This is a genomic window from Nostoc sp. DSM 114159 (assembly GCF_053470285.1).
On record NZ_JBPFEH010000001.1, the window covers coordinates 8,249,524 to 8,263,891 of the forward strand.

Genomic DNA, 14,368 nt, shown 5'->3' on the forward strand with positions numbered 1-14,368 from the left:
GATTGACTACGCTAAGTTAAAAGCGTAGGCATCGCTAACATTGACCTCTTGTAGAATGAGTATATTGTCTGTTCCACAACGAAATGTCATGTAACTTAGTAATGATCGGGCGATCGCTGTTCCTTTTGGATGTAATTGCTATTAATGCGGCAATCTGCTAAATATTAGCCTGGTTTCATCCCAAATTGTCCACCCAAAGACAGTAGATGAAGTTTTGTGTGAATCACTATAAGGTATGAAATAGCTCTGCATTCCAAAAAGTGAAAAAGGAACAGATTTTTATGACATTTGATTACGATTTGTTTGTCATTGGTGCTGGGCCTGGGGGATTGGCAGCAGCTAAAAAAGCAGCTAGCTATGGTGTACGTGTCGCCATTGCCGAACAAGAAGCTATTGGTGGCACCTGTGTAAATCGCGGCTGCGTTCCCAAAAAGCTGATTGTCTACGCTGCTGACTTCGCCCTCAAAAATCAAATCGCACAAAGTTATGGGTGGAGTGACTGTCAAACATACTTTGACTGGACATTATTTATTAAGTCAGTACATCAGCATATTGACAGCGTTAACCAATCCTATTTTCAGCAATTGCAAAAAGCTGGAATTGAATTAATTTCTCAACATGCCACTTTCATCGATACCCATACGATCGATATTGATGGACGCAAAGTTACAGCCGACAAAATTTTAATTGCTGTGGGAGGACAACCCCTTAAGCCCAAAATCCCAGGTATAGAATACGCCATCACATCCCGCGAGATGTTCCAGTTACCCTATCTGCCAAAACGTTTAGCAATTATTGGCGGCGGCTACATTGGTGTGGAATTTTGCAGTATGATGCACGCTTTCGGTTGTGAGGTGACGGTGATTGAAAAAGACGAGATGATTTTATCGGGGTTTGACGATCGCATTTGCTCTGCTGTACAACAGGGGTTGATTAAACGCGGAATTAAGTTTTTCACCAATAGCAGTGTTCAAGAAATCAAATACTCAGAAGAGGGTTTGTTGTTAACTATTACTGGTGAGAGCCAAGAAATAATTACAGCAGATACCATCTTAGTTGCCACAGGTTACGCTCCAAATACCAAGAATCTTGGTTTGGAAAATGCCCATGTTGAACTTGGCGAACATGGTGCAATCAAAGTAGATGAATACAGCCGCACCAGCCAAGAAAACATTTTTGCTGTGGGTGACTGCACCAGCCGCGTGCAATTGACTCCAGTGGCTAAGGCAGAAGGTATTGTCTTTGCCGATACAGTTTTTGGGAACAAGGCGCAAAAACTAAATTATGATTATGTGCCCACTGCTGTTTTTTGCCGTCCAGAAGCGGCTAGTGTGGGGATGACGGAGGCGAAAGCACGAGAAAAATTTGGTGAATCTGTAGAATGCTACTGCACCGAGTTCCAACCACTGTTGTATCAAATGATCGAACAGGATGAGCCAACCACTATAAAGTTAGTGCTAAATAGTGATTCTGGGCAAGTTTTGGGCGCTCACATGGTAGGCGAACATGCAGCAGATATCATTCAAAGTTTAGGTGTGGCAATTCGCAAGGGCATTACCAAGGAAGATTTGGATGAAACAATAGGCATTCATCCCACGACAGGAGAAGAATTTCTGTCGTTAAATTAAAATCATGTGCAGGACTGAGTGAAAAAGCCACAAATAGAGAAGAGGGAAATCCTTCTTCTCACCTTCCTATTTTCGTGCCAGATTATTACTTTGACAACTCCAAAAATTAATACCAGTTCAATTAATGATTGCAACACATCCCTGGGTAAAGACGCGATTCATCGCGTCTCTACAAATAGTCTATTTGTCGCATTATTTTTTCAAATTGGTATAAATTATTCAAATTTTTGTATCCAATACAACTATCAGATTTGGCTTTGCCTACTTAAGAAGAGCTTCCACAGTAGACTTCTTGGCATTTGTGGGGAAAAGGGTAAGGGGAAAAGGGGAAAGCGGCTCATAAAAACCCTTTTCCCTTTAACATGCATCCCTTTCCCCCCTCTTGCAAAAATTACTTTTGCAAGAGGTCTAGTGATTGGAGATTTTTTTATTTGGAAGTTTCTTGTCCTTCTGAGTAAGATTTTGTGGGGATGTCTAAATCGTCTAAAGTATTCATTAATAAGTCATCTTGTGGAATATAGTCTCTCTGTTGGAAATTTACCAAATCGTCAAGAACTTTAAGAGCTTCAAGATCCTTAAGAGCTTCTGATGCAGACTGATATCGCTCTTTGAAGTCATTTAGCACCATTTTACTGAGAATCTTAGCTAGGGAGTGGCTGACCTGAGTGTGTAGTTTACCGCCGTAGGTCTTACCCTGAGCCTGTCGTACTCCTTCGGAGAAGCAAGCTACGCGGAGCGTCTCGTAGAGAAAGGCATCGCTCCATTTGATTTCCCCATTTGCGTCTCTATCTAGCTCACGGGGTGCTACACCAGTTAAGGCTTTAATTCCAACCATGCCAACTGCATAGATATCACTACTGTACTGTGGACGCCCAAAACATTGTTCGCTTGGAGCGTAACCCTGAGTACCAATACCAATGGTGAATGGGGTGGACTCTTGACGATCGAGCTGTTTGATGCCGACTTCCTTAACGGCTCCAAAGTCAATCAACACCAGTTTTCCGTCTGAGTGTCGCCGGATGATATTGCTGGGTTTAATATCCCGATGAATCACGTGGTTTTCATGGACAAATGTTAATGTTTGCAATAAGTCTCTGAGAATTTTGATCGCGGCAATTTCATCAATTGCTCTACCTGCTGGAAGTTCTTGATTTAAAGGATGACCAATTATCTGTTCTTGGACTAAATAAAATTCTTCATCTTCTTCAAAATACGCCAAAAGTTGAGGAATTTGAGCGTGCCTTCCCAATTTTTCTAGTGTTTGTGCTTCTGAGTGAAATAAACGTCTGGCAAGTTGCAATCCTTCTGGTTTGGTGTTGGCTGGTTTTAATTGTTTGACAACACATCGCGGATTACCAGGACGTTGGGTATCTTCGGCAATGTAGGTTTCACTAAATCCACCGGAACCGAGAACTTTGACAATTTTGTAGCGTCTCGCCAAGACTTTCCCTGATAAGGCTAAATCTCGTTGCTGAATTAGGTGTTGGAAGTCATCTTGTTGGCTGATAATCTCTTGGACAACGGGTGAAGTTTTATACTTTTGAAAAATATCTACTAATTGGCGTTTTCTGATGCTTTCTCTGATGACTGAAGTTGCCAAATAGGAAATTCCGGTCATGGCGATCGCGATCGCTGGTATGCTAGTAGGAAAAATTAACTGACCATAGACAAATAACACATAGCTAATTCCTACCCAAGCGCCAGACAGGGCGAGGCTATAGAAAAATCTATGGATGCTACGTTTGCGTCTGCCAATCATCAAGGCTGCACTGCCAATTAGTATTAGCACAAACAAACCCTGCAATGGTGGACTTTTAATTCCTGGGGCGATCGCTTTTCCTGTCATCAAAGTTGCGATCGCATTGGCGTGAATTTCCACGCCCGACATCGGTTCAGTGCTATTACTACCAGCAACTGGATAATAATCATTGTGTAACCGATCTGTTGCACCAATCAGCACGATCTTGTCTTTGAACACCTTTCCTTGCTGCAAATAGCTGTTCCAGTTTTGCGGGTCGAGTACGTGCCAAAAAGGTTTTTGTTCAAATGTACCCGCAGGCCCCCAAAAATAAATGCGATCGCCTTTTGGCCGGGGATAATTTACTTGTGCTGCCTTCAGCGCGGCTTCATCAAAAGAGAGTCGCTTTTTGGTAAATAAATTATCTTCACCTAATAATTTGGGATACTCACTTGCTAATCGATGAACTTTTCCATCTACTTCTAAAGGAAAATTAACTGAACCAATGGATACTGACTTTGTACGAAACATTTGTTGTGGGTCTGTTAGTTGCGTAAAAGACCCTTGGTGCGTCTGGGAGTTTTCGTAAACGGCTGCTAAGGTAACTTTATTGCCATATTTTTGCAGTACTGCCTGAAATTGGCGATCGTCTGCAACTCCATAGCTGCTTGCCGTATCAAAAACTACATCTACTGCTACAGCGCGGGCACCTGCTTTGATTAATTTTGTAATTACCTGGGAGTATGCAGCCCGTTTATAAGGATAAGATTTTAGTGTTTCTAAATAAGCATACTGTTTTGGATCTGTTTTATAGTACTGTTCGGGAACCGATATTGACTGGTCGTCTATTGCTAAAATTACGATGTCTTCTGGAGGCGCGATCGACCCACGCATTTGAAAAAAGCCAGAAAGCACCTGATTTTCCATCAATTGAACCGATTCCCCACCAGAAGCGCTCAATAGTGCGCCCCCAATTGCCCAAGTACCTGCCAGTAGATGACCTAAGCGAACCATCCAGCGAGAGTGGCGAGCAGATGCTGTTGAAGTCACTTTTGTTGGTTTACTTGACAGTCTATTGGCAGTAGAGACATAGTTTTTAGTTAAGGTAGATGTAGGTTCTTCTGCCATATCGTGTTACTGATTGATTTTAGTCCAACACTTTTATTTATTCAGACCGCGTTTTAGTGTAAGCACATTGAAATAAGACTTAAATGATAATCTTATACATTTGTAAAGTATCTTCTATTCATCAACAAAATTTTATTGGCAGAGCCAGCCCCCAAAAAATTCTTATTCAACCACTACTTAATTTATTCTTTTTCTGTTGAATGAGTTACAAGTAGTGATTGTCTCATAGATCGGAGCCGGATATACTCTACCAGCGCATTTGGTTCTGGCAAGATTTTACCCTAACCTAACCAACAAGTACGTTTCTAACTGGGTGTCATACCATAAACGTCCAAGGCTGTCTTCTGTCTCTGGCGCAATGTTGGTAATCTCCAGAAAGCGTGTCCTAATACTGACAGCTTTAGCAAAATATAGGGTTTAATTTATATCTTACCTTAAGCCTATGTTATACCTCTTTAGGAGTAAACTTTAGTGTTATGCAGCGATGAATGCTGTTACTGGGTCAATTTTATGGGTAGATTTTGATCGCCGGGTGGCTCTTGCTGTGCTGAGTGAATCAGGTTAACACTCAGGATCTCAACTCCAATATTGCAAGCGTTTTTATGTCTTGAAAGAGGTAGGATAAAAGCTATAGATAAAAAACTACGTTATAGATATTAGCAAACAAGGCATTTGAAAATTGCTATAATCTATTGTTCCATCTAAATTCATATATATTATTAGGTGTAAATTTGTATGGGTTCTCCAATGAATCGTCTATCTATTTTTGTAGATGGAAACAATATGTTCTATGCTCAACAAAAAAATGGCTGGTTTTTTGACCCGCGACGAGTCTTAGAATACTTCAAACATGAGCAATCAGAAACAACATTAATTAATGCCTTCTGGTACACTGGCTTAAAAGATCCACAAGACCAGCGAGGTTTCAGAGACGCTCTAATTAGTCTAGGATATACAGTACGAACTAAAATTCTCAAAGAATATTATGATGATACGTCAGGTCGTTACTCGCAAAAAGCGAATTTAGATATTGAAATTGTTGTAGATATGTTTAATACAGTAGACCAGTATGACCGAGTAGTATTATTCAGTGGTGATGGAGATTTTGAAAGAGCAATCGAACTATTACGCTCAAAAAATACACATATTACAGTAGTATCAACAGAAGGAATGATTGCTAGAGAGCTACGCAATGCTACTGATAGATATATAGATTTAAATGATATCAGAGATCAAATAGAGAAAACTGAAGGTTAGTAACTTTAACAATTATTTACAAAAATCAGAGTAAAAGAAAAACTAGAGTTGAAGATATATTAAGCCACAAGTAAACACTAAACACTAAACAATAAACGGCAAATGACAAACAAAACAGATCGAATCATCATTTTTGATACAACATTGCGAGATGGAGAGCAGTGTCCGGGAGCCACTTTGAATATAGACGAAAAGCTAGTTATTGCGAAGCAATTAGCGCGTCTAGGTGTAGATGTAATCGAAGCAGGCTTTGCCTTTGCGAGTCCCGGAGATTTTGAAGCAGTCAAGAAAATTGCTCAAATTGTCGGGACAGAAAATGGCCCGGTAATTTGTAGTTTGGCAAGAGCGATTAAAGCAGATATTGAAGCGGCTGCGGAAGCATTAAAACCAGCAGTTAATGCCAGAATTCACACATTCATTTCGACTTCTGATATTCATTTAGAGTATCAATTGCGAAAGTCACGGGCAGAAGTGTTAGCGATCGCTGAAGAAATGGTAGCTTATGCCAAATCTTTCATGACAGATGTGGAATTTTCGCCGATGGATGCGGCTCGTTCCGATCCAGAATTTCTGTATCAAGTGTTAGAGCGAACGATCGCAGCTGGTGCAACAACAGTTAACATTCCCGATACTGTAGGTTACACAACCCCTAGCGAATTTGGGGCCATAATTAAAGGCATTATCGAAAATGTCCCCAACATCGACCAAGCGATTATTTCCGTTCACGGTCATAATGATTTAGGCTTGGCAGTTGCTAACTTCTTAGAAGCCGTCAAAAATGGCGCACGGCAACTAGAATGTACGATCAATGGCATTGGCGAACGCGCCGGTAATGCATCACTCGAAGAATTGGTAATGGCGTTGCACGTGCGGCGGCAATATTTTAACCCTTATCTCGGCAGACCAGAAAATTCTCAAGAACCCCTGACAAATATCGACACCCGACAAATTTATAAAACCTCACGCTTAGTTTCTAATTTGACGGGAATGTTAGTACAACCAAATAAAGCGATTGTAGGGGCAAATGCCTTTGCCCATGAGTCTGGAATTCACCAAGATGGTGTTCTAAAAAACAAACTCACCTATGAAATTATGGATGCTCAATTGATTGGCTTAACAGACAATCAAATCGTTTTGGGCAAACATTCAGGGAGAAATGCTTTCCGCACTCGGTTAAAAGAATTGGGCTTTGAACTGTCGGATACTGAATTAAATAAAGCATTCGTCAGATTCAAAGAAGTAGCAGATAAAAAGAAAGAAATATCCGATTGGGATTTGGAAGCGATCGTTAACGATGAAATCCAACAAGCACCCGATTTGTTCCGGGTAGAGTTGGTGCAAGTTTCCTGCGGTAGCAACGCCCGTCCTACTGCTACAGTTACCCTGCGTACCCCAGAAGGTGAAGAATTAACCGATGCTGCGATCGGTACTGGGCCAGTGGATGCAGTTTACAAAGCTATCAACCGGGTGGTGAATGTGCCTAACCAGTTGATTGAGTTTTCTGTGCAGTCAGTAACAGGCGGTATTGATGCCCTTGGCGAAGTGACGATTCGTTTACGTTATGAATCTAAAGTGTTTTCTGGTCATGCAGCGAACACCGATATCATCGTGGCATCCGCGCAAGCTTATGTAAATGCGTTGAATAGGTTGTATGCATCTTTGCAAACTCAAGAAAAGCCAGAGGAAGTAACTGCACAGAAAGTCTGAGATCGGAATCTGTGAAACTGCTAGTTTTTAGCTGATGCTAACAAACTCCTCTCCAACTTTGGAGAGGAGTTATATCAATTCAAAATTCAAAATTCAAAATTCAAAACTTGTACTGAGCGTAGCCGAAGTATTCAAAAATTAAGAAAGCCAGACATAACAAAGATATGTCCGTATGTATCTGTCGCATTCTTTTTTCAAATTGGCGTTATTTGTGAGTTCTAAAAATTTGTTGGGAATTATGCTGACAGAAAAACATATCATTATTAGAGAAGCCATCCCCAAAGAAGACTTACTGATTGCAAAACACTTTTACCAAATGTGGCTGGATATTGGTGTTGATGAAAGTAATATACTTTTGGAATGGGAGAATATTACTCTCCAATTTATAGAAGAGGCGCGTCGAGATTTATTTTATAAGGCTTTTATTGCAGAGATTGATAATACAGTTGTGGGTTCTGTAAGTTGTCAACTGTTTGCAGGTTTATACCCGAATGTTTTCAAAGATGAATATCGCAAGTTTGGATATATTTGGGGCGTTTATGTCGAACAACCTTACCGCAGACAAGGAATTGCTAAATCCTTAACTAATAGAGCAATTGAATATTTAAAAGCGATCGCTTGTACGCGGGTGGTTCTTAACGTCTCGCCATTGGGTAAACCAGTTTACTCCAGCCTTGGTTTTTCTGAAGGGAATGTAATGCAATTGGATTTGATTTAACGAAACAGAATTCAGGGGCCAGGTGGTCGCCGAGCGCAGTCGAGGTGAGCCAGAATTCAGAATTGAATTCTGTGTAACTAGCGGATGAATAAACCTAAATCTAATAAGATAACTTTCTAACTCGATAAACATCCGTGTTTGCTTGTACTCGGATTTATACAACCCATATTCTGTACCATAAGGGACTTACGGTCAGAATTAATTGCAAGACACTTCAAGGTTTAGCTGTTGCGTTTGGTGTACGCCAACCCCAAGAATATCTTTCTGCTGTAATCAAGGGCGAAGAAGTATCTCAGATTTCTGGGCTTAAGTTTTGTCCCCAATGTTGGAATCCTGGTGCTGCGGTTGACCCTATGTGAAGTCATATCAAAGCCAAGTTTTCTTATCTCTACGGTACACCAATTCGCGCTAATTGCGGTGAATTGGTGTTGTCTTTGAGATACAGATTTCGTCCAATTTGTGGCTTTGCTTATAAAACGCTCGTTAAAACCCAATGAACACTTATTTTTTCTCAAACCCATATTCTGCAATACTTTCAGCTTATCTTGTCCCCGATGATAGCTTCGCTATATCTACACCAACTCACTCAAATTCTTCAATTTATATAAATGACATAGAAGTTACATAATATTGACATACATTTTATTTAATATCCGAATAAGGTAAAAGTCTGAAATCAAATTTCCATTAATCTCTCTTTCAATTGAGGAGAGCGATTTTGTGATGTTTATTATAAGAAACATTCAGACATTTATGGTAAAAAATTACCGGAATTTCAAATCATATCTATTGGGTGCTATGAAAATGAGATATCTTCTTCACCGCTTCAAGTTAGGTTTACATAATAAGTGGTGGTTGTTGAATTACAAATTTCGAGAAATGCTGATTAAACTACAGTTTTACTGGCTTTTGTATCAAGGTAGTCAGCTACTAAATATTAATCATAAATCGGTCATTGTATTTTCTCCTCACCAAGATGATGAAGCACTAGGTTGTGGGGGTATGATTGCACTCAAGCGTGAACAAGGGATACCAATAAAAGTTGTTTTTGTGACAGATGGAGGAGGTTCTCATCAAGGTCATACCAAGATTACACGTTCAGAAATTGTTCAAATTCGTAAAGAAGAAGCGTTAGCAGCTTTGAAAATTTTAGGGGTGGAATCAATAGATATTCACTTTCTTGATAAATGTGATGGTGCATTATCCAAAATGACAGAAGCTGAACAACAGCAAACAATTGAAGAAATGGCCCAATTATTAAGTAGTTTTCAACCCCAAGAGGTGTACGTTACTCATAAACAAGATCGCAGTCCAGATCATGAAATTACTTATCAATTGGTTAAAGCTGCTATTGCTAAAGCAGAAGTAACAGTAGAGCTATGGCAATATGCTATCTGGTTGCTTTGGAAGTCCTTATTGTTTAGCAACCTGAAGTTTGATGAATTGGTAGGCGCTCATCGAGTTGCAATTCATCAAGTGCAATCTCGGAAAAAGCAGGCTATTGAAACCTACCGTTCTCAATATTTACCTATAGATGCTGAATCGAGTGCCGTACTTCCCCCTGGTTTCCTCTGGCGGTTTTTCTTGCCTTATGAGGTTTTTTTCACAGACTCCGGCCAGAAATAAAAAAGGCTTTTTATCTAGCTTGTAGGCTAAAATCCTGTACTTCACTCAATACTTCTCACTCAGTTAAGGTGAAAATAAAAAGCGTTTCAATTCACCTTTATCCCTTGCTTATAATTTTATTGAAAATTAGATTTTTGTCATTTAACTAGAATTGTTAGTTTATCCAAAAAGTATTAGTAACTTACTAATAGGTAATCTGTTGTATTAACTAATTTAGTCATTTTACATTTTCAAGGCTTACTCTCAAATACTCCAAATATGATTCAACAACAATACTGTTTTTGTACTTTAGCATTAGGTAAAGTGTATCGGGCGTTAGCTGGTTTATTAGCAAAAGACCTCGAACTATATTCACCTAACACTGCTTTTATAATTCTCACCGATCGTCCTCAAGATTTTAGCAAATATCCTCAAGTTTTAGCCTTTCAGCATCAGCAACAGGGTGTTAAGTGTTATCACGACAAAAGATTTGCAATTGCTAAAGCATTATTTCTATTTAATTCATGTATATTCATTGATTCAGATATGCGGATCTTGGCACCAGTACCAGAAGATATAGAATGGCTTTTAGAGCCAGGGATAAGTGCTAGAGCTTGTATGGATATGCCGAAAAAATTTGCCAAAGCTTTGGGAACAACTAACAAAAATTTTTCTACAGAGATTGACGTAATTAAAACAGCAGGAGAATTTTTAAATTTAGAGCCAAAATGGGAAAATGTTACCTTTGTCCATGAATATTTGTTTTCTGTTACTAAATCAGCAGGAAAAGAAATTGAATTTTTAGAAACGTGGAAAATCCTTGCCAAATATTTTGAGCTAAATGGAGTTTATGAAAGTGAAGGTAATGCCATAGGTCTAGCTGCCTATAAAGCAGGGCTGCCAGTGAGATGGAGCGAGATGTCAGGTATTTCCTTTTTTAATAATAAAACCGAACTAATTAAAATTAAAAAGGGACAGTCAAACAAGGATGAAATGTTGATTTATTTTGAAGAACACGCAAGAATTGTATATCCTAAACGCTGTATCTTGGAGAAAATTGTCTTTAAACTTAGCAAAGCAATAATGCATCTTTATAGAGCAATCAAGTACAGAGTCGAATGGCACGAAGAAAATATCTAAACTATGGAGAATAAACAAACGGTAGAATTGAAAATGTGACATTTATTCACTTTCGTATAAAAAGTAGCTTTAATTGTATATGAAAATACGAAAAAACCGATTGTGACAGTGAGGGTGAAGAATGTCGGATATCACAAGCTAAATTTATTGAGTTGATTATGAATATTTTTTACTTTTTTAGATTTTTCGATTGACTTGTATGCATAAAACTTTATTCTGAAAAACGATGTTTATAACCAGTTAGCTTGTATGAGTAGCGAGAAAACAACAGAATTGCCACTCTGGGTACAAGATAGAGATATAGTCATTACTCATGATGAAGAAGTACAGTGGCGAGAAGGAAAACGCCCGGATTATTCATACACCAATGAATTTCTTCATCAAGAGAGTAAATTTCAGCATCCAAAAGGTTCATTAGAAGCGATCGCTCAAAATTTAGTCCGCACTTTTGAGATGGAAGCTTCTAATAAATCTAATCCTCAACAGTGGCTTTCGATTGTTACCGATAAGTTTAAGATGAGTACCAATGGCGGACAAGAATTCACTGCTGAAGATGTTGCAAACGAAGGGACTTATAACCTATTTTTGGGTAAAACTGAGCAATATAACTCGGAAACAGAAACTTTTGAATCTTCATTTCAAGTTTTTCATACAGCCTTCCCCAATGGCTTTCTTTGGGAATTAACAGAAGTCCTTTCTGGGCCGCCTAATGTTACCTTTAAGTGGCGACATTGGGGAACATTTAATGGTTCCTATAAGGACTATGCACCCACAGGTGAAACAATCGAAATTGTCGGAGTTAGTATTGCTCGCGTCACTGATGATTTGAAGATTGAGTCTTTAGAGCATTATTTTGATAATAATGTCTTTCTTCAGAAATTAACGGCAGGTGGTTGTCCTTTCCATTCTCAAAATCAGTAGAGCTATAGGAATCCGATGTGATTTCTGAAAAAATCTTGACCTCTCTCCAAACCTCTCTCCTTTTAAGAGAGAGGCTTTGAATTTTACTCTCCAACGCTAGTAGGGAAGGGGCTGGAGGTTAGGTTTGTATTGCACTCAACTAAGAAGCGCTATATTACTGTCAACCTGACTCAAGCAACTGGCAAAACATTACAACATTAGTTACCAACATTACGATATTAGTGAGTAATATTACGACATTATTCATCGAACATTACGATATTAGTCACTAACATTACGATATTAGTGAGTAATGTTACGACATTAGTCATCAAACATTACGATATTAGTCAGCAACATTACAATATTAGTCACTAACGCGATGTGCGACTTTTGTTTATTCTTGTGGGATGCTCCCTCTTGTCCGTCCTTTCTGGGCGCTCATGTTGCCTACCCCACAGTAGAATCAAGGTTTAACAAAATTAAGTTGCACACGGCGTTCACTAATATTACGACATTAATCATCAACATGAAAGCGATGGTGAATAAACTGAAGCTTGTATAAAGTTCAAATATACAGCAGTTTTCTTTTGCATGAGGTACAAAGTCATTGGTTTTGAGGCAGGAGGCAGAGGGCAGGAGGCAGGAGGCAGGAGGGAGAAGAATAATTTGATTTGTAAGTTTTTGGTTCTGTACCTCACTTACCTGCAATCTGCTGTATTATCTTTATAAAAATCAGCATCTAGTTCTTGACTTCAGCAAAACCACTGGAATTGCCGACAAATATTATTAGAAAAAATATAATGATTTGCGAGTTTTTCTGATACAAAATACAGCTTAATTGAGGCAAGCTAGTTCTAGAAATACAGCAAATTTGAGGTTCATGAGGTACAGTAGCAGCAATTAGTAAACCAATTTTTTAGATGCTTTGGATCAACTAGTTTCAGCGCAATTTTAATTAAACCATCAACGACAGATGCACTCTTGGGAGAAAATTGTTTCAGAAAAGCTTTTAATTGTGACCACCAATGTTCAATTGGATTGAATTCAGGAGAATAAGGAGATAGATAAAGAACACTTGCTCCCACTCCTTCAATCAAAAGCTTAATCTCTTCGACTTTATGAGCAGGTAGATTATCCATTACAACGACTGCACCAACCCATAATTGCGGAAGTAAAAAATGTTCTACAAAAACTTTATATGCATCTCCATCCATTGAGCCGTTTAAAGTCATCACGGCTAAAACCTTCTTTAAGCTAATTCCTCCGATTACACTTATTTTTGCTCCCCGGTAATATGGTTTAAAATTATACGTTCTAGTACCGCGCTCGCTTCTTTGATGAGTTCTAGTTAAGCCAAGTAAAACACCCATTTCATCTATAAATACAAGGTCTTCTGGGTCTACTTGCTTTACTTTCTCCCAATACTCTATTCTCAGTTTTTGGACTCTTTCTGTTTTTCCTTGGCTGCACTTTCACTTTTTTTTCGCGTTAATTTTTGTTTTTGTAATGCACAACACATCACACTTGCACACACCCAAACGTTGTATTTTTCTCCAAAATATTCGCAATATTCCAATAAAGTTGCGTCTGGGTAAATTTGAACCATTTCGGCTAATTCGCTCACGAAATCATCTAACCTACCCTTCATGGCTCCACCTTGCTTTTTAGGTTCTAGATGTCCTTGCACTCTATGAAGTTGGATTAGCTTTTGCACATAGCTTTTTGCTACACCAAATTGCACAGCAACCTTTCTTATTGAAGTACCACCCTTTTCGTAAGTATTTACTATTTTTTCTCGTAAATCGATTGAGTATGCTTTCATTTTAAGTCTTGATACACCAATATTATGTGTACCTCATTTACCTCGAAAGTGCTGTATCTTCAAGGAGTACATCCATGCCTCGTACAAAGCGGACATCGCGGATTCTAGAAAAAGCTGAATTGAGAACATCTGGATTCAAAGCAATTGATTCAAACATGGATTTTGGTAATAGTTGCGATTTGGAAAATCTGACTCAATCAATTGAGGAGTTTCGCACTATGCTTGATACTTATAATAACGCTTTAGCTGTGGTTGACTCTACTAAAACTAAAATCGATCAAATGGAAAAAAAGTTAAGTAAACTTTCAGATAAGATGCTGAAGGGCGTTGGTTTTAAGTATGGCACAGACAGCAGCGAATATGAAGTAGCAGGTGGGGTTCGTGACAGCGAACGTATACGCAGAAGCAGGTTGACTCGCTTAAAAGGTAGTGCAGGACAAGCATCAGATGAAAATAAGAAATCTGCCTAGTTCCCGCATGGGTAAGTTTAGAAAAAATATTTAACCACAGATGAATAGACTTCTTGCATAAGTCGGGAAAAGGGGAAGGTGGGGTCTCAAGAAGGGGATAAGGGGCGAGGGGAAGGGGAAAAAGGTACTGCAAAAGTCCCTTTACCCTTTAACCTTTACCCTTTTCCCCCTCTTGCAAAAGTGCTTTTTGCAAGAGGTCTAATATACAGGGTAGGGGCATAACATGTTATGCCCCTACGATTATTTGTACCT

General features: G+C 39.0%; 11 protein-coding genes. 8 read left to right on the forward strand and 3 right to left on the reverse strand.

The window, feature by feature from the left end; genetic code table 11:
* Positions 1 to 281: 281 nt before the first annotated feature.
* Complete coding sequence (gene gorA, locus ACR5KR_RS34640; RefSeq protein WP_448269930.1) at positions 282 to 1,628, forward strand: glutathione-disulfide reductase; 1,347 nt, start codon at positions 282 to 284, stop codon at positions 1,626 to 1,628.
* 427 nt (positions 1,629 to 2,055) lie between these two features.
* Here the strand turns inward: gorA and ACR5KR_RS34645 are convergent, their stop codons facing one another.
* On the reverse strand, positions 2,056 to 4,494 hold the full coding sequence (locus ACR5KR_RS34645) for a CHASE2 domain-containing protein (protein ID WP_448269932.1): 2,439 nt from the start codon (positions 4,492 to 4,494) through the stop codon (positions 2,056 to 2,058).
* A 735-nt stretch (positions 4,495 to 5,229) separates the two neighbouring features.
* Between ACR5KR_RS34645 and ACR5KR_RS34650 the strand changes: the two genes are divergently transcribed.
* From ACR5KR_RS34650 to ACR5KR_RS34675, 6 genes are all read left to right on the forward strand, one after another.
* The gene (locus tag ACR5KR_RS34650) at positions 5,230 to 5,751 is read left to right on the forward strand and encodes a LabA-like NYN domain-containing protein (RefSeq protein ID WP_041565194.1); all 522 of its coding nucleotides are present in this window, start codon (positions 5,230 to 5,232) and stop codon (positions 5,749 to 5,751) included.
* A 102-nt stretch (positions 5,752 to 5,853) separates the two neighbouring features.
* Positions 5,854 to 7,458 (forward strand): 2-isopropylmalate synthase, encoded by a 1,605-nt coding sequence (locus ACR5KR_RS34655; protein ID WP_448269934.1) that lies wholly within the window; start codon positions 5,854 to 5,856, stop codon positions 7,456 to 7,458.
* A 211-nt stretch (positions 7,459 to 7,669) separates the two neighbouring features.
* The gene (locus ACR5KR_RS34660; protein ID WP_448269936.1) at positions 7,670 to 8,176 is read left to right on the forward strand and encodes a GNAT family N-acetyltransferase; all 507 of its coding nucleotides are present in this window, start codon (positions 7,670 to 7,672) and stop codon (positions 8,174 to 8,176) included.
* An 804-nt stretch (positions 8,177 to 8,980) separates the two neighbouring features.
* On the forward strand, positions 8,981 to 9,802 hold the full coding sequence (locus ACR5KR_RS34665; protein WP_448269938.1) for a PIG-L deacetylase family protein: 822 nt from the start codon (positions 8,981 to 8,983) through the stop codon (positions 9,800 to 9,802).
* Between the two features lie 258 nt (positions 9,803 to 10,060).
* Entirely contained in the window at positions 10,061 to 10,921 is an 861-nt protein-coding gene (locus ACR5KR_RS34670; protein ID WP_448269939.1) for a hypothetical protein, read from the forward strand.
* 249 nt (positions 10,922 to 11,170) lie between these two features.
* The gene (locus ACR5KR_RS34675; protein WP_448269941.1) at positions 11,171 to 11,842 is read left to right on the forward strand and encodes an ester cyclase; all 672 of its coding nucleotides are present in this window, start codon (positions 11,171 to 11,173) and stop codon (positions 11,840 to 11,842) included.
* 860 nt (positions 11,843 to 12,702) lie between these two features.
* Here ACR5KR_RS34675 and ACR5KR_RS34680 read toward each other — a convergent pair.
* The gene (locus ACR5KR_RS34680) at positions 12,703 to 13,260 is read right to left on the reverse strand and encodes a transposase (protein ID WP_445632213.1); all 558 of its coding nucleotides are present in this window, start codon (positions 13,258 to 13,260) and stop codon (positions 12,703 to 12,705) included.
* On the reverse strand, positions 13,257 to 13,646 hold the full coding sequence (locus ACR5KR_RS34685) for a helix-turn-helix domain-containing protein (protein ID WP_445628212.1): 390 nt from the start codon (positions 13,644 to 13,646) through the stop codon (positions 13,257 to 13,259). Before ACR5KR_RS34685 ends, ACR5KR_RS34680 begins: the two co-directional genes overlap by 4 nt.
* A gap of 74 nt (positions 13,647 to 13,720) precedes the next feature.
* On the opposite strand from ACR5KR_RS34685, the gene ACR5KR_RS34690 reads away from it, so the two are divergent.
* On the forward strand, positions 13,721 to 14,116 hold the full coding sequence (locus tag ACR5KR_RS34690; RefSeq protein ID WP_448269944.1) for a hypothetical protein: 396 nt from the start codon (positions 13,721 to 13,723) through the stop codon (positions 14,114 to 14,116).
* The last annotated feature ends 252 nt before the right edge of the window (positions 14,117 to 14,368 follow it).